Here is a 22,694-nt window from a genome sequence, read left to right on the forward strand (position 1 = left end):
CGTCCGGGCCCCGCCTCAGCCCCGCTTCACCACCGGCCGCACCGGCGCCGCCGAGGCGTCGATCGCCGCCAGCGAGCGGCGGACCTGGTTGCGGTCCGTGGTGTACCAGAACTCCGGCATCGAGGAACGGAAGAAGCCGCCGTACCGCTTGGTCTCCACCCGCGGGTCGAGCACGGCCACCACGCCCCGGTCGTCCGCCGCGCGCACCAGCCGGCCCGCGCCCTGCGCCATCAGCAGCGCCGCATGGGTCGCCGCGACGGCCATGAAGCCGTTCCCGCCGCGCTGTTCGACGTCCTTCTGGCGGGCGCTCATCAACGGGTCGTCCGGACGCGGGAACGGGATCCGGTCCATCACCACCAGCTGGCAGGCCGACCCGGGCACGTCCACGCCCTGCCAGAGCGACAGGGTGCCGAACAGGCAGGTGGTCGCGTCCGAGGCGAACTCCCGGATCAACTCGCCCAGGGTGTCCTCCCCCTGGAGCAGGATCCGGTGGTCCAGCCGCTCCCGCATCGCCTCGGCAGCCGCCTGGGCGCCGCGCATCGAGGAGAACAGGCCGAGCGTCCGCCCGCCGGCCGCGCCGATCAGCTCCTCCAACTCGTCCAGCATGTCCGGCCGTTCCGGGTCGCGCCCGGGATCGGCCAGGTGCCTGGCGACGTACAGGATGCCCTGCTTGGGGTACTTGAACGGCGAGCCGACGTCGATCCCCCGCCAGTGCGGCACCGGCTCGTCGCCGAACCCCGCGCCCGCCGCCTCCGGATTGTCACCCGGGGTGCGGACGTCCGGCAGCCTGGCCTCGGACGGCAGGCCGACCGAGGCGGCCACGCCGTTGAAGTCCCCGCCGAGCTTGAGGGTGGCCGAGGTGAGCACCACCGAGCGCTCCTTGTACAGACCCTCGCGCAGCAGCCCGGAGACGCTCAGCGGGGCGACCCGCAGCGAGGCGGTGCCGAGACCGTAGCGGTCGCTGCGCTCGATCCAGACCACGTCGTACTCGGAGTCCTGGAGCAGCCGGTCGGTGGTCTCGTGCAGCGCCTCGGCGGCGGCCATCGCCTGCTTGCGGACGGCGTCCTCGTCGCTGAGCCCCTTGTCCCTGGTCTCCCCGAGCGAGGTGATCACCTGCCGTGCGGCGTCCCGGATCGCGGTGACGGCGTACCCGAGGTACTCGGGCAGCTCCTCGACCCGGCCGGGCTGGGCGGTCTCCATCAGGCCGTGGTAGTTCTCGGCGGCGGCCTGGAGCGCGTCCACGGCCTTCTCGTTGGCCAGCCGCGCGGACCGCTTGACCGCCCGGTTCACCGCGCCGACGGTCAGCTCGGCGGTGGCCGCGCCGGTGACCCGGTTGACCAGCTCATGGGCCTCGTCGATGATCAGCAGCCCGTGCTCGGGCAGCACCGGCGCGCCCTCGATCGCGTCGATCGCGAGCATCGCGTGGTTGGTGACCACCACGTCGGCGAGCTTGGCCCGCTCGCGCGCCTTCTCCGCGAAGCACTCCTGCCCGTACGCGCAGCGGGTGGCGCCCAGGCACTCCTTGGAGGTGACCGAGAGCTGGGCCCAGGCCTTGTCGGAGACGCCGGGGGTCATGTCGTCCCGGTCGCCGGTCTCCGTCTCGTCCGCCCAGTCGCGCAGCCGGAGCACCTCCTTGCCGAGCTTGCCGGCCGGGCCGCCCATCGCCTCGACCGGGTCGAAGAGGCCCTCGCCCTCCTCGCTCGGAGTGCCCTCGTTGGCCCGGTGCAGGCACAGGTAGTTGGAGCGGCCCTTGAGCATCGCGAACAGCGGGCGCCGCCGCAGCACCGGGTGGAGCGCCTCCACGGTGCGCGGCAAGTCCCGCTCGACGAGCTGGCGTTGGAGCGCCAGGGTGGCGGTGGCGACCACCACCCGGTCGCCGTGGGCGAGCGCCGGCACCAGGTAGGCGAGGGACTTTCCGGTGCCCGTGCCGGCCTGCACCAGCAGGTGCTCGTTGTGGTCGACGGCGTCGGCGACGGCCTCGGCCATCCGGAGCTGGCCGGGGCGCTCGACGCCGCCGACGGCCGCGACCGCGGCGTGCAGCAGCTCGGGGACCTGGGCGCGGGGGACGGCCTCGACCGGGGCGTCCGCGGAACTCCCGGCCGGGTCGGCGTCCTCGGCGGGGAGCTGGGAGTGGGAGTCGTTCGTCATGACCCTCCCACCCTACGGGGCGGGGGTGACAATCCGGTCCCGTTGTCCCGGCAGCGGTGTCGTCCCGTCCGCGGCGAGCGGGTTGGGCACGGTGCCGTGCCGGGCGGCGTGCGGGCGGTGCGGGCGGTCCCCGTAGCCGTCCAGCAGCAGCCGGTTGCGGTTCAGGCAGAGCCGGTCGATCCGCGGCCGGAACAGGTCGAACAGCGTGAACCGGTCGGCGAGTTCCGGGAACCGCGCCTGGTGGCGCAGCACCTCGGCGCGCAGCAGGTCCCAGAACCGCGCCTCGGCCAGGCCGGTCCGCGCCTCCAGCAGCGGCGCCAGGTAGCGGAACACGCCGATGAACAGCCCGGAGTGCAGGAACTGGCACAGGCCCTGCGGGTCCTCGCGCAGCAGCACCGCGTCCACCTCGGCGGGCAGGCCGCGCAGCTCCGGCAGGTCCTGGTCGCTGAGGTTGACGTCGTCGACGAAGTCCTTGACCGCCAGCCGGACCGGCACGTCCCGCTCGTCGAACACCACGATGGCGTTCTCGCCGTGCGGGGAGAAGACCAGCCCGTACCGGTAGAGGAAGTGCAGCAGCGGCGGCAGCAGCGCGGCGAACAACCGGGCGGTCCACTCGGCGGGGGCCAGCCCGGAGCGGGCGATCAGCTCGGCGGCGAGCGGCCGCCCGTCGCGCCCGGTCTGCAGCAGGGCGGCCAGGGTGCGGGCACGCTCGCCGGACGCCAGGGCGGGGCCGAGCGGCTCGCGCCAGATCGCCCCCAGCAGTTCCTTGTACTGGTACGGGGCCTCGGGCAGCTCCCGGTAGAGCGGGTGGTCGACGGTGACCGAGGCGATCTCGCCGAGCAGCACCACCCGGCACTCGTCGCGCAGGAACGGGTCGGCGTCGCGCAGCCCGTGGATCCAGGCGGTGACGGCGGGCGCGGCCAGCGTGCGCTCGGTGGGCAGGCCGCGCCAGACCAGGGTGTTGAGGACGGCCAGCGGCAGCTTGACGGTGCAGCGCTCGGGGCGGCTCTGGTTGAAGAACGAGCGGATCGACTGCTGGGGCAGCCGCAGGTCGCCGTCGGTGCCGAGCGGGACGATCTCGCCGGAGGCGATCCACGGGGCGAACAGGGGCAGCACCGTCTCGTCCCACTGCCAGGGGTGCACCGGCAGCAGCAGGTAGTCGCCGGCGGCGGCGCCGAGCGGGGCGCGCAGGGCGTCCGGGTCGTCCAGCTCGCGGCGGTACAGCGCCGCGGGGTCGGCGAGGCCGGCCACGCCCCGGTACTCGGCGAGCCGGCGGTGGACGGCGATCCAGGGCAGCGCGCGCGGGGTGCGGGCCTCGGGGGCCCAGCGGGCGGTGTCGGCGGCGGAGAAGCCGATCCGGCCCTTGTTGGGGACGATCCACGGGTGGCCGCCCTGCCGGCCCTCCAGTTCGGTGTGGCCGAGGTCGGCGAGCTCGGCGGCGGTGAGCTCGGTGGCGAGCAGCCGGGTGTCGGCGGTCAGCGTGGCGGTGAGTTCGCGCAGCAGGTGGCCGGTGGTGTCACCGCGCAGGCCGAGGGCGTGCCGGGCGCGGAGGAGGAAGCGCAGCGGGTCGAGGTCCTCGGGCACGTCGCAGGTGACCGAGCCGGGGTCGACGAGCCAGCCGTCGTAGGCGCCGCGCCGGGCGGTGAAGCGGTACTCGGCCCCGGGCAGTCCGAGCGCGTAGCCGCCGGGGGCACCGGTCCCCACGGGGGCGACGAGTTCCTCGTAGGCGAACTCGCCGAGCATCTTGGCCAGCAGCGCGCGGCCGGCCCGCTGCCAGTGCCCGGCGGTGAGCTGCGGCGGCAGGTACAGCGGCGGTTCAGCGGCCGGCGGTTGCGGCACGGGTCGGCTCCTGGGGTCGGGGAAGGGCGGGTACGGGAACGGGTGCGGCCGGCGGGGCGAAGCCGGTCCAGGCGGTGCGCTCGGGCAGCCGGTGGACGGTCCGCCCGGTGACCGCGTTGAGGATCACCGCGGCGCGGTGGGCGCCGAGGCCGAGGTCGGGGGTGCCCACCCCGTGGGTGTGCAGCTCGCCGTTCTGCACGTACAGCCCGCCGGTGACCTCCGGCCGGGTGGCCACCCGGTGGTCGAGGCCGACCCGGTAGCGGCCGGCGGCGTCCCGGTCGACGAGGTGGGCGAGCGGTTCCAGGGCGGCCGGGCGGGCGGCCCGGTAGCCGGTGGCGAGCACCACGGCGTCGGTGCGCAGCACGTGCCCGGTGCCGGAGTCGGTGTGCAGGCAGTCGAGTTCGAGCCCGCCGCAGGGGCCGGAGCGGGCGTCGGTGACGGCCGTGCCGGGGGTGATCTCGACCGGCGCCTCGCCGACCGGCCGGCCGACGGTGCGCGCGTAGAGGTGGTCGTGGATCTCGGCGAGGGTCTCGGCGGAGGCGGCCTTGTGCAACTGCCACTGGGCCTCGACCAGGGTGTCGCGCACGGCCCCGGGCAGGCCGTGGAAGTACCGGGTGTAGTCGGGGGTGAAGTGCTCCAGGCCGAGCTTGGAGTACTCCATCGGCGCGAGCGCCCGGGTGCGGGTGAGCCAGCGCAGCCGGACGCCGTCGCCGTCGTGGCGGCGCAGCAGGTCGAGGAAGACCTCGGCGCCGGACTGGCCGCTGCCGACGACGGTGATGTCCCGGGCGCCGGCCAGGTCCTCGCGCCGGTCGAGGTAGGAGGCGGAGTGGAAGACCCGGGGGTGGCCGTCGAGGGCGGCGAAGGCGGCGGGCCGCACGGGCAGGGTGCCGACGCCGAGCACGACGTTGCGCGCCTCGACGGTGCGCTGCCGGCCGGTGGCGCTCTCGCGCAGTTCGGCGCGGAAGCGGTCGCCGGCCCAGCGCAGGGCGGTGACCTCGGTGCCGAAGCGGCAGTTGGCGAGCCGGTCGGCGGCCCAGCGGCAGTAGTGGTCGTACTCGCGGCGGGTGAGCTGGAAGCGTTCGGTGAAGTAGAACGGGAAGAGCCGGTCCTGCTCGCGCAGGTGGTTGAGGAAGGACCAGGGGTTGGTCGGGTCGACCAGGGAGACCAGGTCGGCGAGGAACGGCACCTGCATCCGTGCGCCGTCGACGAGCATCCCGGGGTGCCAGCGGAACTCCGGGCGCCGGTCGCAGAAGAGGGTGTGCAGGCCGGGGACGGGGTCGGCGAGCGCGGCGAGCGAGAGGTTGAACGGGCCGATGCCGACGCCGAGCAGGTCGTACGGCCCGGGCGGGGGTGCGGGGGTGTCCATGGGCGGGTGCAGTCCTAGGCGGGGTGCGGGGTGCGGTCGCGGACCATCAGGGCGGCCCGTTTGCCGGGCAGGTCGAGTTCGGCGGCGAGCCGGAAGCCGGCCCGCCGGAAGGCGCGGACGGAGCGCCGGTTGCGGACGTCGGGCTCGGCGAGCACCCGGGCGCAGCGCGGCCGTTCGCGCAGGAGGCGGTCGGCCAGGGCGGCGAGCAGGGTGGCGCCGAGGCCCCGGCCGCGGCTGGTGGCGGGGCCGAGCAGCAGGTGGAGGCCGGTGTCGTGGGGCCGGGCCGGGTAGTGGGCGGCGAGCGGGTCGAGGTCGGCGCGGTAGACCTCCCAGTAGCTCATCGGGGTGTCGTCGAGCAGGCCGAGGCAGGGCAGGCTGTGCCCGTCGCCGTCGAGCTGTCCGCGCAGGTGCCGTTCGGTGACGGCGGGCGGGCCTGCGAGCTCCCAGAAGGCGGCGACCTCGGGGTCATTCATCCAGCCGGTGAGCAGGCCGAGGTCGGCGGGGAGCCGGACCGGGCGCAGCCGGAACCCGCCGGCGGCGGTGGGCATGGCGCCCCACCGGGCCGGGTCGTCGCCCGCGCCGGGTCCGGCCGGCGGCGCGGTGCCGCTCACGCGCCGGCCACCGGGTTGGGGATGTCGACGTACACGGACTGGGTGGCGACCGGGCCGACCAGTTCGTCCAGGCCCTGGATCCGGGTGAGCAGGTTGGCCTTGCAGGGCAGGGTCGGCGCGTCCAGCAGCAGGCCGGGCAGCGCCGAGCCGGTGGCGGTGGCGGCGGGCCCGGTCAGGAAGCGCCGGAGCGCGGCGAGCAGAACGGCCTCGTCGGCGAGTTGCTGGGAGCCGAGCGCGCCGACCAGGCCGAGCACGTGGTTGATGCCCAGGTAGTAGGCGAAGTGGTGGTCGATCACCGGGTCGTCGAGGAAGGTGTCGCTGCGGGTGCCGAGGCCGGGCAGCCGGGCGGTGAGCCGGTCGGCGGCGCTGCGCCGGTAGTAGTAGCCCTGGTTGTCGCGGTAGCGGCCGCCGGCCGGCCAGCCGGCGGAGTCCAGCAGCACCAGGCTGTTCTGCTGGTGGGCCTCCAGGGCGATGCCGGCCACGCCGTCCAGCCAGAGCACGGGCAGGACGACGGCGTCCAGGTAGCGCAAGAACCATTCGGCGGTGACCGTGGGCAACGGGCGGCCGGTGCGGGCGGCGAGCGAGCGCAGCAGGTCGCCGAGCCGGGAGGGGACGGTGTCGCCGCCGGCGCCGTGCGGGCGTTCGGCGACCAGCCCGGCCACGCAGTGGGCGCGGTCCCCGGGGGCGAAGGGCTGGGCGCGCAGCACGGTGTCCAGGCCGCCGGGGTCGCCGAGGCCGGGGTGGTCGACGCCGATCCAGGCGGGGTCGCGGACGATGTCGAAGCCGGGGTGGGCGGCCCGCCACTCGGCGGCCAGTCCGCTCTCCAGCAGCCGGTGCATCTCCAGGCCGCGGTGGAGTTCCTTGCGGAGGTTCTCCCGGCGGGAGTTGGTGATCCGCAGGCCGAGCGAGAGCTTGAGCATCCAGGGGGTGCCGGGCCGGTAGACGGTGCGCACCGAGGAGGTGGGGTACCAGGGGTCGCCGGCCTGGCCGAGGTCGTGCAGTCGGCCCTCGGCGAGCAGGGCGGCGACGGCGGGGCGGTGGGCGAGTTCGCGGGCCTGCCAGGGGTGCAGCGGCAGGGCGGCGGTGCCGGGCGGCAGCAGGGCGGGGTCGTCGAGCAGCCGGGCGGTGATCCGGTCGGCGCCGTCGGCGACGGCGGAGCCGGCCGCGAGCAGTTCGCGGTCGACGGCCCACCAGTGCAGTTGGAAGGAGCCGTGCAGTTCGGGCGAGTAGGCGGCGCTCTGGGCGGGGCCGAGGCCGTCGCGGCTCTTCGGGGTGGGGTGCATCGGGTGTCCGAGCAGCAGGGACTGCTCGGTGGCGAGGAACTCCGAGCGCTCGGGTCCGCCGGCTGCCGGGGCGGTGGCCGCGCGGTGGTGGGCCAGGATGTCGGCGGTGCGGACCACCGAGTCGGCGACCCGGGCGGCGAGGTCGGCGACCTGGCCGGGGTCGGGCCGGTCGGCGGCCGCCGCGGCGAGCAGGGCGGCGGCGGTGACGGCGTCCACCGGGGCGTCGGCGAACTCCCCCGCCGCGTCGGCCTCGCCGGCCGCGAGGGTGGCCGGGCCGAACCGGTGCCAGCCGGCCGGCGACCAGTGCCGGACCGGGGCGGAGAGCCGGGCGGCGCCGCCGAGGACGGCGATCCGCAGGTACCCGTCGGGGCCGGGGACGGCGCCGGTCTCCCGGGCCCAGCAGCGCAGCAGGGCCTCCAGGGCGGCCTGTTCGGCGGCGACGACCGGGTCCGGGTGGAGCAGCCGGTCGGACGGGGCGGGCGCCGCGTCGGCGGCGGTCCGGGGGGCCGGGAGTCGGGGCGGGGCTCCGGTCAGGGCGGTGCTCAATGCTGCTCCTTGATGCGCGTGGAGTGCCGACGCGCAGGGGGTGGAGAGAACCGGCGGGCGCTCACACCGTCGCGTCAGGTAAGGGTTACCTATCCCTGAGGGGTGATCACAAGGACCGCTCACTCGTCCGGGTGAAGATCGGTGATTGTCCGCCGCGCGGGCGGGAAGGCGGGCCCGTCGTACGGCCGGACCGCCCGCCACCCCGTCACGGATCGGTGACCCTCGCCGGGGTCCGGAACCCGGGGGCCGCCGGGGGCCGTCCTGGTGGCCAGTGGCAGACTCCAGGACGGCGGTCCGCCGCCCACACCGAACTACCCAGGGGGACAGCACCATGCCAGCGATCCACCGGTCAGCCGCGGCGGCGGTCCTCGCCGCGGGGACCCTGTTCGCCGTCACCGCCTGCGGCCCGGACGGGCCCTCGGGCGGGGGCACCGCCGCACCGCCGCCCTCCGGCGGCGCCACCGCCTCCGCCACCTCCGCGGGGGGCGGCAGTGGCGTGATCGGCGGCATCACCCTGCCCTCGGGCCTTCCGACCGGCCTGCTGGAGGGCCTGCCGAAGAGCTGGGACGACCTGACGAAGTGGAAGTTCGAGGACTGGGACAACTGGGCGTCCAAGCACGTCTTCAACAACCCGATCGTCAAGGACTTCTGGAACCCGGACAAGATGGGCGACTCCAAGCCGGCCGACCCGGCGCCGCCCACCGCCAAGCCCGCCGAGGACGCCGGCGTCACCGACCCGGAGCCGCCGGTGGTCAAGGCCGTGACGGTGCCGCGCCCGTACACCAAGCAGCCCTCGGGGAAGGTCTTCTTCTCCGCCGAGGGCGGCCGCGGCAACTGCTCGGCCACCGTGATCCAGGACCCGGCGCGCCCGGGGAAGAGCAACCTGGTCTGGACGGCCGGCCACTGCGTCCACCCGGGCAAGGGCGGCAACTACTTCAAGGACCTGGTCTTCGTCCCCGCCTACAACAACTCGGGCGCCTCCAGCGGCGGCAAGAAGGCCCCGCTGTCCGAGCTGGCGCCGCTCGGCACCTGGTGGGCCAAGGACGTGGTGACCTCGCCGCAGTGGCTGGTCGAGGGCGGCGGCACCGGTGACGCGGCGAACCAGTACGACTTCGCGATCATGCGGGTGAGCAACCAGAACGAGGGCGGCAAGTCGCTGGAGGAGACGGTCGGCGGGGCCGTCCCGGTCTGGTTCGACGCGCCGCGCGACAAGCTCGCCGTCACGGCGATCGGCTACCCGCTGTACAAGCCGTTCGACGGTCAGGAGCTCTACAAGTGCGAGGGCGGGAAGCCGACCCGGCTCTCCTTCGACCCCAAGCGCCCGTCGATGCTCACCATCGGCTGCAACATGACCCAGGGCTCCAGCGGCGGCGGCTGGTTCGCACCGATGCCGGACGGCCGGCTCGCGCTGGTCTCCAACACTTCGATCGGCACCCAGGAGCACACCTCGCTGAGCGGGCCGTACCTCGAGACGGTCGCCGAGCAGGCGCTGGACTGGATCTCGAAGAAGAAGTAGCCGGCGGGACGACGCGACGGGCCCCGGTTCCCCCTCGACGGGAGGGAACCGGGGCCCGTTCGCACGGTGCGGCTCAGCCCTGCGGCGTCAGCGCCACCGCGAAGTGCTCCAGCTCGGCGGCCAGCTCGGCCGGCACCTTGGCGTGCAGCAGGGTGCCCTCGGCGGTGTGCTCGGTGGCGAGCAGCTCGCCCTCGGCGTGCACCCGGGACACCAGCGCGCCCTGGGTGTACGGGACGAGCGCGTGCACCTCGACGGCCGGGCGGGGCAGCTCCTCGTCGATGAGCCTGAGCAGCTCCTCGATGCCCTCGCCGGTGCGGGCCGACACCACGATGGCGTGCGGCTCGCGGCGCAGCAGGCGCTGCAGCACGTGCGGGTCGGCCGCGTCGGCCTTGTTGATCACGACGATCTCGGGCACGTTCTGCGCGTCGACCGAGACGACGACCTCGCGGACGGCGGCCAGCTGCGTCTCCGGCTCGGGGTGCGAGCCGTCCACCACGTGCAGGATGAGGTCGGCGTCGCCGACCTCCTCCATGGTGGAGCGGAACGCCTCGACCAGGTGGTGCGGCAGGTGCCGGACGAAGCCGACGGTGTCGGCCAGGGTGTAGACCCGGCCGCTCGGGGTCTGCGCCCGGCGCACGGTCGGGTCGAGGGTGGCGAACAGCGCGTTCTCCACCAGCACGCCCGCGCCGGTGAGCCGGTTGAGCAGCGAGGACTTGCCGGCGTTGGTGTAGCCGGCGATGGCCACGGACGGCACCTGGTGGCGCCGGCGCTCCTGGCGCTTGGTGTCGCGGCCCTTCTTCATGTCGGCGATCTCCTTGCGGAGCTTCGCCATCTTCTCGCGGATCCGGCGCCGGTCGGTCTCGATCTTGGTCTCACCGGGGCCACGGGTGGCCATGCCGCCGCCGGACGAGCCGGAGCCGCCACCACCCATCTGCCGGGAGAGCGACTGGCCCCAGCCGCGCAGCCGCGGCAGCATGTACTGCATCTGCGCGAGCGAGACCTGCGCCTTGCCCTCGCGGGACTTGGCGTGCTGGGCGAAGATGTCCAGGATCAGGGCCGTCCGGTCGACGACCTTGACCTTGACCACGTCTTCGAGGTGGATCAGCTGGCCCGGGGTGAGCTCACCGTCGCAGACCACGGTGTCCGCCCCGGTGGAGGCGACGATGTCGCGCAGCTCCTGCGCCTTGCCGGAGCCGATGTAGGTGGCCGCGTCGGGCTTGTCACGGCGCTGGATGACGCCGTCCAGCACCTCGGAGCCGGCCGTCTCGGCCAGTGCGGCGAGCTCGGCCATCGAGTTCTCCGCCTCCTCCAGCGTGCCGTCGGTCCAGACGCCGACGAGCACCACGCGCTCCAGGCGGAGCTGGCGGTACTCGACCTCGGTGACGTCCTGGAGTTCGGTGGAGAGGCCGGCGACGCGACGGAGCGCGGCGCGCTCGCTGCGGTCGTACTGGTCGCCGTCGAAGTGGCGGTCGAGGTCCTCGTCGATGGCCGCGAGGTCCTCGTCCATGAGGGCTTCCGCCCGCAGACCGTCGAGGCGGCGCGGGGCGTCGGCGTGGTCGCGGGTGTCGAACGTGGAGGTCATTCTGTCCTTAGGCTGCTGGAACGGGTGGCCTGTGCGCGACCGTACGGACGGTCGTGCCGGGAGTCTGCCCAGCTGCCGCCCCGTCTAGCACTCGGGCGAGGTGTGAGCTACCCCTCGGGGCCGCGGGACGGGCTGAGACTCCTCCGCCCGGTCAACGCCGCGGTCCGGCCGTGAATTCCCCATGATGGTCGCACGCCGGGCGCGCGCCGGTCATCCCCATTTCCCCGGACGGCGCCGCGGCGGCCGGCGGCCGGCCCGGCCCCCCGCCGGCCGGGGCGTGCGGGCGCTCCACGTCGTACACCCCGGAGACCCGCAGCATGGCCCGCTGCACGGCGGCCAGCGCGGCCGGGTCCGGCAGCTCGACCGTGTAGGTGTGCCGCACCCGCAGCTCCTGCGGCGGCTCCACCTCGGCCGAGACGATCCCGACGCCCTCGGCCGAGATCGCGGCCGTGAGGTCGGCCAGCAGCCGGGGCCGGTTCAGCGCCTCGGCCCGCAGGGTGGCCCGGAAGCCGCCGGCCGGGGCCCCGCCGGGGCTCCAGCGGACCTCCAGGGCGCCGCGCCCGTCGGCCCGCATCCGCTCCCCCGCCGGACAGCCGGCCCGGTGCACGGCGACCGCACCGGCGCGGATCGGGTAGCCGGCGATCTCGTCCGGCGGCACCGGGGTGCAGCAGCGGGCCAGCCGGACGGGCGCCCCGGGGCGGCCGGCCACGACGACCGGGGCGGCGGGCCGTCCGGCCGCGACCGGGCGGTCCGGCTGCGCGGGCTGCCCGGCGGACGGGCCGGTGCGGACCGCCGGGCGGCGCGCCGGCTGGTCGGCCGGACGGTCGGCGCGGTGGTCGGCGAGCCAGCGCTCGATGGCGAGCCGGGCGGCCGGGGTACGGGCGTGCGCCAGCCACTCGGGCGCCGGTCCGGCGGCGTCCTCGGTGAGGACGGCCACCCGGTCGCCGTCGTGGAGCACGGTGGAGAGCGCGGCGAGCCGGCCGTTCACCCGGGCCCCGATGCAGCGGTGACCGGTCTCCTCGCCGAGCAGGTAGGCGGCGTCCACACAGGTGGCGCCGGCTCTGAGCTGAAGCGTTTCGCCACGCTCGGTCACCACGGTGATCTCGCGGTCCCCCGCCAGGTCGGCGGTGAGCGCGGACCAGAAGGCGTCCGGGTCGGGGGTCTCCTGCTGCCACTCCAGCAGGCGGGAGAGCCAGCCGGGCCGGGCCGGGTCGGTGCGGTCCAGCTCGTCCCGGCCCTGGTCGCCGCCGGTCCCGGGCTGGCGGGGGTCGCCGAGCGCGACCACCCCGGTCTCGGCCACCTCGTGCATCCGCCGGGTGCGCACCAGCACCTCGACCACCTCGCCGCCGGCCAGCGCCACCGCGGTGTGCAGCGACTGGTAGAGGTTGAACTTGGGTGCGGCCACGAAGTCCTTGAACTCCCCCGGCAGCGGCGTCCAGCAGGTGTGCAGTTCGCCGAGCACCGCGTAGCAGTCCGCGTTCTCCTCCACCACCACCAGCAGCCGCCCGAAGTCGGCCGGCTGCGGCCCCTGCGGCTTGCCGTCCGGCCCGGGGGCGGCGGCCCGCTTGAGCAGCACCCGGTGCAGCGAGACGCAGTGCCGGGGGCGGACGGTGACCTCGGCGGCGATCCCGGCCTCGGCGAGCTGGCGGGCCAGGCTCCGGGCGAACGGCGCCAGCAGGGTGTCGGGACCGGCCTCGTGCCGACCGAGCAGGCCCCGGGCGCGGGTGTGCTCCTCGGGGTGCAGGGTGGCGAAGACGATGTCCTCCAACTCCGCCTTGAGCACCTGGATGCCGAGCCGCTCGGCCAGCGGGATCAGCACGTCCCGGGTGACCTTGGCGATCCGCACCTGACTGGCCGGCTTCATGTGCCGGATGGTGCGCATGTTGTGCAGCCGGTCGGCGAGCTTGATGACCATCACCCGGACGTCGTCCCCGGTGGCGACCAGCATCTTGCGGAAGGTCTCCGCCTCGGCCGCCGCGCCGAAGTCGACCTTCTCCAGCTTCGTCACCCCGTCGACCAGGTAGGCGACTTCGGGCCCGAACCCCTCGGCCACCTGGTCCAGCGTCAACTCGGTGTCCTCGACCGTGTCGTGGAGCAGCGAGGCGACCAAGGTCGTCGTCCCGGCGCCGAGTTGGGCCAGGATCACGGTGACGGCCAGCGGGTGGGTGATGTACGGCTCGCCGCTCTTGCGCTTCTGGCCGCGGTGGCTCGCCTCGGCCAGCCGGTAGGCACGGCCGAGCAGGCCGAGGTCGGCCTGCGGATGGTGCCGGCGGTGGGCCTGGACCAGCGGTTCGAGCGCGTCCGGCACCGGCGGACGGCCGGTGGCCAGCAGCGCGGCGCGCCCGGCCCGGCCGAGCGCGGCCCGGCCCAACCCGCCGAGCGGGCGCCTGGGCCCGGCTTGCCGTGCGGACGTCGGCTGCCCCGCCAGGGGCTGACCGGCTTCGATGGTCATCGGCACCTCCGGCAGCAGTACCGGGGGCGTGGGCCGACCCGGTGGTCCATGCTACCGAGCAGAGCACGTTCCGCGAGGCCCCGCTTCCCGTCCGCAGGGCGTATCACCCGAACGGGGGGATTCGATCCCGGACGAAATGGGCAAACGCGGGCCGTCGGGTGACGCCGGGTCAGGCCCCGCGCACCAGCGCCGACCAGGACGGGTCCAGTTCGCCGCGCGCGACGACGACCGCCGGACCGGTCTTCTCCACCCGGCCGTCCGGGTGCTCGGTGATCGTCAACCGGCCGCCCAGGACGTCCACCGCGTACGTGACGGCCTCACCGGTGACCGCCGGGTCCACGCCGTCCCGGCGGGCGGCGGCCACCGCGACGGCGCACGCGCCGGTGCCGCAGGAGCGGGTCTCGCCGGAGCCGCGCTCGTGCACCCGCATCGCGACGTGCCGCGGCCCCCGGTCCACCACGAACTCGACGTTGACGCCCTCCGGGTAGACGCCCTCGGGGCTCACCGGCGGCGCGGTCCGCAGGTCGCCGGCGTGGTCCAGGCTCTCGACGAAGGCGACCGCGTGCGGGTTGCCCATGTTGACGTTCAGGGCCGGCCAGGTCCGGCCGCCGACCGTCACCTCGATCCCGTCCGGACCGGGCAGCAGGGCGCGCCCCATGTCGACGGTGATCTCGCCGGGCGTGCCGTCCTCGGCGTCCTCCGCGACCCGCACGGTCCGCAGTCCGGCCCGGGTGGCCACCGGCAGCTCGCCCGGCTTCGCCAGCCCGGCCTCGACCAGGTAGCGGGCGAAGACGCGGATGCCGTTGCCGCACATCTCGCCGATCGAGCCGTCGGAGTTGCGGTAGTCCATGAACCACTCGGCCCGGTCGGCCTGGTCGGCCGCCACCAGGTCGGCGGCGGAGCGCACCACGCGCAGCAGCCCGTCACCGCCGATGCCCGACCGGCGGTCGCACAGCGCGGCCACGGCCTCGGGGCCGATGTCCAGCCGGCCCTCCGGGTCGGGGACGATCACGAAGTCGTTCTGGGTGCCGTGCCCCTTGAGGAAGGGGAGGCCGACGGGCTGCGCGGAGGATGCGGTCACCCTCCCGATGGTACCGAGGAGCACCGGATCGCCGCCCTCCGGTCCCGAGCCGCGGACTAGGCCCTCTAGCGCCCGGAGAGCCGGACGACCCGGTACAGGGCCAGCGCGCAGGCGGCCAGCACGATCAGCGTGTAGATCACGATCGCCTTCCACCCGGCCCGCTCGCCGGTGCCGCGGCGCGGCAGGCCGGGCCACTTGTACCCCGCGTGCCGGGCCGCCATCGCGCCCCAGCCGAGCGAGGCCGCGGTGAGCAGCAGGCCGAGCATCCCGATCATCGCCGAGCCCGCCCCGGCCGAGCCGAAGGCCAGCGGGAAGGCGAACATCAGCGAGCCGGCGGTGGCCACCAGGGCGATCGGCAGGGTCTGCCACCAGCGGAGCCGACGGCGCGGCCGGATCTCCCGCTCGTGCACCGCACCGGCGGGGGCGCGGGTGTCCAGGGCCGGCAGTGCGACCGCGTAGGAGGTCGGCCCGTCGAGGCCGGGCAGCACCGGCAGGTCGGGCAGCGTCGAGGAGTCCAGGTCGTCGGCCTGCGCCGTGGCACTGCCGCCGTTGCCCGGCGCGGCGTTCACAGCCCTGCCGCTCTGGCCGGTTTCGGGGCCGGTACCCGTGGACACGCGGCCTCCCCTGACAGTTCGACACGAGTGCGACTCGCGGCCGGGCACGGTCGGCCCGCCCGGGCCGACCCTTATGACATCGATGATGGCATGTCCAGAGTGGCGTTCCGGGCCTGACCGGCGCAGACGGGTGATCCGTGGCCATCACGTGATCCGGCCGTGACCGCCGTGCCGTCCTGCACGCCCGTCTGCGCGCGCAACTGCACCGCCGGATGGCCGGAAAGCGCCTACCGGACGGCGGATTCCTGACGGTCGATCAGCTCCAGCGACCGGTCCAGCAGCGCGACCGGGTCGGTTCCGGCCGGCCGGGCGAGCCAGTGGATCCGGTCGTCCCGGCGGAACCAGGACTCCTGCCGACGGGCGAACCGCTTGGTGGCCCGGACCGTCTCGGCGCGCGCCTCGTCCTCCGTGCACACGCCGGCGAAGTGGTCGAGCACCTGCTGGTAGCCGAGCGCCCGGGAGGCCGTCCGGCCCTCGCGCAGCCCGGCCCCCTCCAGCTCCCGCACCTCGTCCAGCAGGCCGTCCCGCCACATCCGGTCGACCCGCAGGGTGATCCGCTCGTCCAGCTCGGGGCGCGGCACGGCGACGCCGATCTGCACCGCGTCGTACACGGCGGTGTTGCTCGGCAGGTTGGCGGTGAACGGCTGCCCGGTGATCTCGATGACCTCCAGCGCCCGGACGATCCGCCGGCCGTTGCCGGTCAGGATCGCCTCGGCCGCGGCCGGGTCCAGCCCGGCCAGCCGCCGGTGCAGCACGTACGGGCCGACCTGCTCCAGCTCCTCCTCCAGCCGGGCGCGGACCGCCGGGTCGGTGCCCGGGAACTCCATCTCGTCGATCGCCGCCCGGACGTACAGGCCGGAGCCGCCGACCAGCACGGGGGTGCGGCCGGCCGCGAGCAGGCGGTCGATCTCGGCCCGGGCCAGCCGTTGGTACTCGGCCACGCTGGCGGCCTCGGTGACGTCCCAGATGTCCAGCAGGTGGTGCGGGATGCCGCCGCGCTCCTCCTCGGTGAGCTTGGCGGTGCCGATGTCCATGCCGCGGTAGAGCTGCATCGAGTCGGTGTTGATCACCTCGCCGCCGAGGGCGCGGGCCAGGGCGACGGCCAGATCGGACTTGCCGGCGGCGGTCGCGCCGACGACCGAGACGACGCGGGGGCGGGCGGACTGGGCGGTGGTGGGGCTGCTCACCGGTCAAGTCTGCCAGGGAACGCCGGCCCGCCGACGGACCGGCCGGTTGCGACCGGTTTCAGCCGATCCGCCCCCTTGCGAACGGTTCCGCCCTGACGGACGTTGTGAGAGGAACAGAGCGGAAGGAAGAGGCGTCATGGGTCTGATGGACAACCTCAAGGGCAAGGCCGGAGAGCTCAAGGGCAAGGCCAGCGAGTTCGCCGGCAAGCACAGTGACCAGATCGGGAGCGCGGTGGAGAAGGCCGGCGGAGCGATCGACAAGGCCACCAAGGGCAAGTACACCGAGAAGATCGAGCACGGCACCAGCAAGGCCAAGGGCGCCGTGGACGACTTCGCCCACAAGCCCCAGGCCCCCGGCGCCTCGGCGGACGGCACCCCGACGAACGGCACCCCGGGCCCGACCGGCTGAGCGGGTCCGACCGGCTGACCGGCCCCGGCGGGCCGGCCCTCAGCTCCAGGAGGCGACCAGGTACCCGACGCCGTACGGCGCGCCCTGGTACCCCAGCCGCGCGGTGAGGCCGGCGCCCTCGGCGGCGCCGGCCAGCACCTGCCAGGGCGCCCGGCCCTCGGCCTTCAGCTCGGCGGCCAGTCCCGCGTCCAGGGCGGCCAGCGCCGCCGTGTCCGCCGATCCCAGCGCCCGCGCCAGCCCGGCGTCGAAGCCCTCGGCGCGCTCGTCCAGGTAGCCGGGCGCCTTCAGCGACCGGCAGGCGCTGCCGTCCCCCATCACCAGCAGCCCGACCCGGTCCGCCAGCCCGGCCAGCCCCTGGCCCAGCCCGAGCATCCGGTCCGCGGGCGCGTCGGCCGGCACCGCGCAGGCGTGCGTCGGCAGCGTCACCCCGGCCCGCCCGAGCAGCCAGGCGCCGACGGTCAGCGAGGGCGCCAGCTCCGGCCCCTCGGCCCGGCCGCCCGGCAGCGCGGCCACCAGCGGCACGCCGTACCGGTGGAACGACCCGGCCCCGCCCTCGGTCCACACCTCGGCCTCCGGCCCGGTGCCGACCACCACGAGCAGCTCCGGCCCGGCCGCGAGCACCACCCCGAGCGCCTCGTCGCAGGCCGCGCGCAGCGGCTCCAGCTCGGCCGCCGCCCCGGCGGCGACCTCGGGGACGAGCAGCGGCGGACAGGGACAGACGGCGGCGGCAACCAGCATGTGGATCACTCTAGCCAAGAACGCCGAACGGCCCGGCAGGACCGGAGGGTCCCACCGGGCCGCACGTGCGGCCGGGCGCGGTCAGTCCCCGCAGCAGGCGCCACCGGCCGGGGCGGCGAGCGGCAGCGCCGCCGGGGCGCCGATCGACGGCAGGCCCAGCATCACGCCGGCCGGCTTGGCGGCGGGCTTGGCCTGGCGCTTCTCCCACGCGTCGCCCGCCCGGGTGCGGCGCACCGAGAGCGCCGGGCCCTCGGCCAGCAGGTGGTGCGGGGCGGCGTAGGTGATCTCCACCGTGACCATGTCGCCCGGGCGGACCGGCACGGCGGGCCGGGTGCTGTGCTGGTCGTCCACCCCTCGCACGCTCGGGTTGAAGTGCACCAGCCGGTTGTCGGGCGCCCGGCCGGAGAGCCGGTCGGTCTTGTCGTCCTTCTTGCCCTCGCCCTCGGCGACCAGGATCTCCAGGGTGCGGCCGACCTGCTTCTTGTTCTCCTCCCAGGAGATCTCCTCCTGGAGGGCGATCAGCCGGTCGTAGCGGGCCTGGACGACCGCCTTCGGGATCTGGTCGTCCATCTCGGCGGCCGGGGTGCCCGGGCGCTTGGAGTACTGGAAGGTGAAGGCGTTGGTGAAGCGGGCCTCGCGGACGACCTTCATGGTCTCCTCGAAGTCCTCCTCGGTCTCGCCGGGGAAGCCCACGATGATGTCGGTGGAGATGGCCGCGTCCGGCATCGCCTCCCGCACCTTGCGGATGATGTTCAGGAAGCGCTCCTGCCGGTAGGAGCGGCGCATCGCCTTCAGGACGGTGTCGGAGCCGGACTGCAGCGGCATGTGCAGCTGGTGCATCACGCTCGGGGTCTCGGCCATCGCGGCGATCACGTCGTCGGTGAAGTCGCGCGGGTGCGGCGAGGTGAAGCGGATCCGTTCCAGGCCCTCGATCTGCCCGGCGGCGCGCAGCAGCTTGGAGAAGGCCTCGCGGTCGCCCAGGTCGGAGCCGTAGGCGTTGACGTTCTGACCGAGCAGGGTGACCTCGATGACGCCCTCGTCGACCAGCGCCTCGATCTCGGCGAGGACGTCGCCGGGACGGCGGTCCTCCTCCTTGCCGCGCAGCGCGGGGACGATGCAGAAGGTGCAGGTGTTGTTGCAGCCGACCGAGATCGCGACCCACGCGGCGTAGGCGGACTCCCGGCGGGTGGGCAGCGTGGAGGGGAAGGTCTCCAGCGACTCCAGGATCTCGACCTGGGCCTTGCGCTCGACCGCTGCCCGCTCCAGCAGGGCCGGCAGGTGGCCGATGTTGTGGGTGCCGAAGACCACGTCGACCCAGGGGGCCTTGCGGACGATGGTGTCGCGGTCCTTCTGCGCCAGGCAGCCGCCGACGGCGATCTGCATGCCCTGGTGGCGGCTCTTGACCGGGGCCAGCTGCCCGAGGTTGCCGTACAGCTTGTTGTCGGCGTTCTCCCGCACGGCGCAGGTGTTGAACACCACCAGGTCGGGGTCGCCGTCCCGCCCCGCCTTGACGTACCCCGCGTCCTCCAGCAGCCCGGAGAGCCGCTCGGAGTCGTGGACGTTCATCTGGCAGCCGTACGTGACGACCTTGTAGCTCTTCGATCCGCTGTCACCGCTCACCCAACCAGAGTACGGGCACCCGCACAGCACTTTTCCCCTCCCGTTCTCCTCCCCCGCCTGGCACTATCCCTTCCATGGCCACCCGCACCCCCTCCCGTCTCCGCGCCGCGGCCGACCGGCCGCTGTGGCGGATCGTGCTGGCCCTGGTGCTGGTGCTCACGGGCCTGGGCGGATGGTGGCTGTCGACGGGCGGCTCGGCAGGGCGCCCCAGCGGCGAGACCAGGCTGGCCACCGGCGTCGAGCAGGGGGTGTACGACCGGTACGGCAAGCTGCTGGACGCCCACCTCGCCAAGGCGATGCCCGGGGTACGGCTGGAACTGGACAACTCCGAGGGCTCGATCGACAACCTGGCCCGGGTCACCTCGGGCCGGGACGACTTCGCGATCGCCACCGCCGACTCCGTGGCCCAGTACACCGGCCCGGGCCGGGAGAAGCTGCGGGCCATCGCCCGGCTCTACGACGACTACCTCCAGCTGATCGTGCCGGCCGGCTCCCCCGTGCACAGCGCCGCCGACCTCAAGGGCCTGCGGGTCGGGGTCGGCCAGTCGCTCTCCGGCGTGAACCTGGTGACCCGCCGGCTGCTGGCGGCGGCCGGGCTGAACCCGGACCGCGACATCGCCCCGGCGTTCCTGGGCATCGGCGACGCGGCGAACCAGCTGCGGGCCGGGCAGCTGGACGCGTTCTTCTGGTCCGGCGGCCTGCCGACCACCGCACTCACCGAGCTGTCCGAGCACGTCAGGATCCGGATCGTGCCGCTGGGCGACCTCGCCGAGGGGGTCCACCTGGTCGAGGGCGGCGGGACGGACGCCTACCGGGCGGCCACCATGCCGAAGGGCACCTACCCGAAGGCCGAGCCGCAGGCGGCGGTCGCCACCGTCGCCGTGCCCAACCTGCTGATCACCCGGGCGGACGTGGACGACGACCTGGTCCAGGGCATGACCCGGGCGGTGATCGACAGCCGCGACCAGATCGGCGCCCAGGTGCACGCCGCCCAGCTGGTCGACCTGCGCACCGCCGTCTACACCGACCCGCTCCCGCTCCACGAGGGCGCGGCCCGCTACTACCGCTCGGTGAAGCCCTGAGCTAGGCCTTCCGGCGCTCCGCCCGGGGCACCGCGAGGGTGACGGCGAGGCCGGACGGGGTCGCGGTGCCGAAGGTGAGCGAGCCGCCGGCCGCCTGGAGCAGGGTGCGGGCGATCGACAGCCCGAGGCCCGAGCCGTCCACGTTCTGGTGCCGGGTGCTGCGCCAGAAGCGGTCGCCGGCCCTGGCCAGCTCCTCCTCGGTGAGGCCGGGGCCCTGGTCCGAGACGGTCACCGCGACCTCCTCCTGCCGCACGGCGACCAGCACCCGCACCCGGCTCCCCGCGGGGCCGAACTTCAGCGCGTTGTCGAGCACCGCGTCCAGCGCGCTGCCGAAGCCGATCGGGTCCGCCAGGCCGAGCGCCAGCGCCGGTCCCTCCCAGACCAGCTCGATCCCGCGCTGCCCGGCCAGCGGACGCCAGGCGTCCGCCCGCTCCAGGGTGAGCACGGCCAGGTCGGTGGGCTCGGGCTCGGGGCGGGCGTGCTCGGCGGTGGCCAGCCCGAGCAGGTCGTCCAGCACCCGGGCCAGCCGGGCTCCCTCCTCGCGCACCCCGCCGAGCTCCTCCTCGTGCCCCTCGGGCAGCTCCAGGCCCAGCACCTCGACCCGCAGCAGCAGCGCCGCCAGCGGGTTGCGCAGCTGGTGCGAGGCGTCGGCGACGAAGGCCTTCTGCTGGTCCAGGGCGAGCACCACGTGGTCGGCCATCTCGTTGAACGAGCGGGCGAGCCGCTGCAGCTCGGGCGGGCCGCCGCCGGGTGCCACCCGGGCGTTCATCCGGCCGGTGGCGATGTCGTGGGTGGCGCGGTCCAGGGTGCGGACCGGGCGCAGCACCCACTCGGTGAGCCGGGCGGCGAGGAGCACGGCGACGATCATCGCGGCGGCCTCGCCGGCCCCGATCACCAGCCACTTGCGCACCACCCGGGCGCGCAGCGCCTCGGTCGGGGACTCGCTGAGCACCACGGCGACCACGTCGCCGTCGCGGACCACCGGGGTGGCGACGGTGAGCGTGCGGTCCGGGGTCCACGGCCAGACCTGCGGCGGGTTGTGGCTGCGCCGGCCGTCCAGCGCCTCCTGGAAGGCCTGGTCGGCCCAGCCGCTGGCGGGCACCCGCCAGTCGGAGGGGGCGACCGCGATCGGCATGCCGTCGCGCTGGAAGATGCCGATCCGCACCCCGTAGAGCTCGTGGTAGCGCGCCACCTCGGTGTCCAGCGCGTGCCGGCGGCTGAGGTCGCCGGGGGCGGGCTGCGGGTCGCCCTTGAGCGCGGCCTCCAGGCCGGAGCCGGAGGTCGGCAGGTCCTGGGCGAACCGGGCGGCGTCGTCGAGCCGGTCGACGACCACCCGACTCTGCTCGGCGGCCGCGAACGCCGCCGCGAGCGGCATTCCGAGCGCGGCGAGCACGCAGAGCATCAGCGAGAGCAGGATGCCGAGCAGGCGGGTGCGCACGTGCGGTCAGTGCTCCGCGCGGGCCGGGGGCTGGCTGTCGGCGGCGGGGGCGGGGCACTCGGGTATCAGCCGGTAGCCGACGCCCCGGACGGCCTCGACCAGGCCGGGCAGGGCGAGCTTGGTGCGCAGCGAGCCGATGTGCACCTCCAGGGTGCGGCCGTTGCCCTCCCAGCCGCTGCGCCAGACCTCGCTGAAGATCTGCTCGCGGCGGTAGACCACGCCGGGGCTCTGGGCGAGCAGGGCCAGCAGGTCGAACTCCTTGCGGGTGAGCGGCACGTCCCGGCCGTCGACGCTGACCCGGCGGCGCTCGCGGTCGATCACGATGCCGCGGGACTCCAGCGGGCCGCGCTGCTGCGGGACGGCGTCCGGGGCGGGCACGGCGACGGCGCCGGGGGCGGCGCCGCGGCGGGCGACGGCGTGGATCCGGGCGAGCAGCTCGCCCATGTCGTAGGGCTTGGTGATGTAGTCGTCGGCGCCGAGGTTGAGGCCGTGGATCCGGGAGCGTATGTCGGCGCGCGCGGTCACCATGATCACCGGCACTCCGCTGCCCGCCCGGATCCGGCTGCAGACCTCGAAGCCGTCCCGGTCGGGCAGTCCGAGGTCGAGCAGGACCACCCGGTAGGGCTCGTTGCCGTCCGGCACCAGGGCGTCCAGCGCCTCGTGGCCGCTGCGGGCGTGCCGGACCTGGAAACCGTGCCGGCCCAGGACCGCGACCAGCGCGGCGGCCACCCGTTCGTCGTCCTCGACGAGCAGCAGTCGCATGTGTCTCCTCCTCTCCCGGACGGTGCTCCGGGGGTCTCCCGCGGTCTCTCCCGCGGCCGTCGTACGGTCGTGACGGCTCCCCCTGCCGGGCAAGGTCCCGGTTCTGCGCAGTATGGGCCAGGGACGGCCCGGACGCCAGGCTCGGCCGGTGGCGGCGGCCGGGGCACGCGGCCCCGCCGGGGCTCCGCGATCATGCCCGCCACGGTCGCGGACGCTGCCACTGTGCCCGGTACGGCCCCCGGTGAACAGCGCCCGCCGATCGTGTGGCCGGATCGTGATCCTCAAGTTCCGCTCAGATCGGCTGACGAGACATCGTCAGGCCTCCTATGGTCGCCCCACCGAGGGCCGCGACTCCGCCGGTCGCGGCTCTCGGATTCCTACCACCATTGCCGCCCAAGGGAGTTCGCCTCCCCCGCGGCC

17 protein-coding genes are annotated in these 22,694 nt (G+C 74.9%); 3 read left to right on the top strand and 14 right to left on the bottom strand.

The genetic code is table 11. From position 1 onward, the window contains the following. Positions 1–15 precede the first annotated feature (15 nt). From ACFU74_RS02640 to ACFU74_RS02660, 5 genes are read right to left on the bottom strand one after another with little or no spacing between them, the layout of a single operon-like run. Positions 16–2,148, bottom strand: coding sequence for an ATP-dependent DNA helicase (locus tag ACFU74_RS02640; RefSeq protein ID WP_380750608.1), 2,133 nt, complete (start codon positions 2,146–2,148; stop codon positions 16–18). Between the two features lie 12 nt (positions 2,149–2,160). Next, complete coding sequence (locus ACFU74_RS02645; protein ID WP_380750611.1) at positions 2,161–3,987, bottom strand: IucA/IucC family protein; 1,827 nt, start codon at positions 3,985–3,987, stop codon at positions 2,161–2,163. Next, positions 3,965–5,353 carry a lysine N(6)-hydroxylase/L-ornithine N(5)-oxygenase family protein gene (locus tag ACFU74_RS02650; RefSeq protein WP_380750614.1) on the bottom strand — a complete coding sequence of 463 codons (1,389 nt, stop codon included), beginning with the start codon at positions 5,351–5,353 and terminating at the stop codon, positions 3,965–3,967. Before ACFU74_RS02650 ends, ACFU74_RS02645 begins: the two co-directional genes overlap by 23 nt. 14 nt (positions 5,354–5,367) lie before the next feature. Then, positions 5,368–6,069 (bottom strand): GNAT family N-acetyltransferase, encoded by a 702-nt coding sequence (locus ACFU74_RS02655; RefSeq protein ID WP_380750700.1) that lies wholly within the window; start codon positions 6,067–6,069, stop codon positions 5,368–5,370. Continuing rightward, positions 5,961–7,793, bottom strand: a complete 1,833-nt coding sequence (locus tag ACFU74_RS02660) for an IucA/IucC family protein (RefSeq protein WP_380750617.1) — start codon at positions 7,791–7,793, stop codon at positions 5,961–5,963. The genes ACFU74_RS02655 and ACFU74_RS02660 overlap by 109 nt, the downstream gene beginning before the upstream one ends. Before the next feature lie 331 nt (positions 7,794–8,124). Here ACFU74_RS02660 and ACFU74_RS02665 point away from each other — a divergent pair, with 331 nt between their 5' ends. Further along, entirely contained in the window at positions 8,125–9,309 is a 1,185-nt protein-coding gene (locus tag ACFU74_RS02665; RefSeq protein WP_380750619.1) for a trypsin-like serine peptidase, read from the top strand. Between the two features lie 73 nt (positions 9,310–9,382). Here ACFU74_RS02665 and hflX read toward each other — a convergent pair whose 3' ends face one another. The 5 genes from hflX to miaA form a co-directional block, all read right to left on the bottom strand. Continuing rightward, a complete protein-coding gene (gene hflX / locus ACFU74_RS02670; RefSeq protein ID WP_380750622.1) occupies positions 9,383–10,891 on the bottom strand; it encodes a GTPase HflX in 1,509 nt (502 codons plus the stop codon). A 151-nt stretch (positions 10,892–11,042) separates the two neighbouring features. Then, the gene (locus tag ACFU74_RS02675) at positions 11,043–13,343 is read right to left on the bottom strand and encodes a RelA/SpoT family protein (RefSeq protein ID WP_380750624.1); all 2,301 of its coding nucleotides are present in this window, start codon (positions 13,341–13,343) and stop codon (positions 11,043–11,045) included. Positions 13,344–13,512: 169 nt separating this feature from the next. Continuing rightward, on the bottom strand, positions 13,513–14,424 hold the full coding sequence (dapF, locus tag ACFU74_RS02680; protein WP_380750627.1) for a diaminopimelate epimerase: 912 nt from the start codon (positions 14,422–14,424) through the stop codon (positions 13,513–13,515). A 65-nt stretch (positions 14,425–14,489) separates the two neighbouring features. Next, on the bottom strand, positions 14,490–15,038 hold the full coding sequence (locus ACFU74_RS02685; protein ID WP_380750630.1) for a hypothetical protein: 549 nt from the start codon (positions 15,036–15,038) through the stop codon (positions 14,490–14,492). 227 nt (positions 15,039–15,265) lie between these two features. Continuing rightward, a complete protein-coding gene (gene miaA / locus ACFU74_RS02690) occupies positions 15,266–16,225 on the bottom strand; it encodes a tRNA (adenosine(37)-N6)-dimethylallyltransferase MiaA (protein WP_380750633.1) in 960 nt (319 codons plus the stop codon). Positions 16,226–16,361: 136 nt separating this feature from the next. Between miaA and ACFU74_RS02695 the strand changes: the two genes are divergently transcribed. Continuing rightward, positions 16,362–16,634: an antitoxin gene (locus ACFU74_RS02695; RefSeq protein ID WP_380750636.1), complete on the top strand. Its 273-nt coding sequence runs from the start codon at positions 16,362–16,364 to the stop codon at positions 16,632–16,634. Positions 16,635–16,673: 39 nt separating this feature from the next. Here ACFU74_RS02695 and ACFU74_RS02700 read toward each other — a convergent pair whose 3' ends face one another. After that, positions 16,674–17,372: a class III extradiol dioxygenase subunit B-like domain-containing protein gene (locus ACFU74_RS02700; RefSeq protein ID WP_380750639.1), complete on the bottom strand. Its 699-nt coding sequence runs from the start codon at positions 17,370–17,372 to the stop codon at positions 16,674–16,676. An 81-nt stretch (positions 17,373–17,453) separates the two neighbouring features. After that, positions 17,454–18,992, bottom strand: coding sequence for a tRNA (N6-isopentenyl adenosine(37)-C2)-methylthiotransferase MiaB (gene miaB / locus ACFU74_RS02705; RefSeq protein WP_380750642.1), 1,539 nt, complete (start codon positions 18,990–18,992; stop codon positions 17,454–17,456). A 74-nt stretch (positions 18,993–19,066) separates the two neighbouring features. On the opposite strand from miaB, the gene ACFU74_RS02710 reads away from it, so the two are divergent. Then, on the top strand, positions 19,067–20,074 hold the full coding sequence (locus ACFU74_RS02710; protein WP_380750645.1) for a TAXI family TRAP transporter solute-binding subunit: 1,008 nt from the start codon (positions 19,067–19,069) through the stop codon (positions 20,072–20,074). Position 20,075: 1 nt separating this feature from the next. Here ACFU74_RS02710 and ACFU74_RS02715 read toward each other — a convergent pair whose 3' ends face one another. Both ACFU74_RS02715 and ACFU74_RS02720 read right to left on the bottom strand, forming a co-directional pair. After that, entirely contained in the window at positions 20,076–21,512 is a 1,437-nt protein-coding gene (locus ACFU74_RS02715) for a sensor histidine kinase (RefSeq protein ID WP_380750648.1), read from the bottom strand. A gap of 6 nt (positions 21,513–21,518) precedes the next feature. Continuing rightward, positions 21,519–22,274 carry a response regulator transcription factor gene (locus ACFU74_RS02720; RefSeq protein ID WP_380750651.1) on the bottom strand — a complete coding sequence of 252 codons (756 nt, stop codon included), beginning with the start codon at positions 22,272–22,274 and terminating at the stop codon, positions 21,519–21,521. Between the last annotated feature and the right edge of the window lie 420 nt (positions 22,275–22,694).

The organism is Kitasatospora sp. NPDC057500 (assembly GCF_042802195.1).
In the GTDB taxonomy this organism is placed as follows: Bacteria; Actinomycetota; Actinomycetes; order Streptomycetales; family Streptomycetaceae; genus Kitasatospora.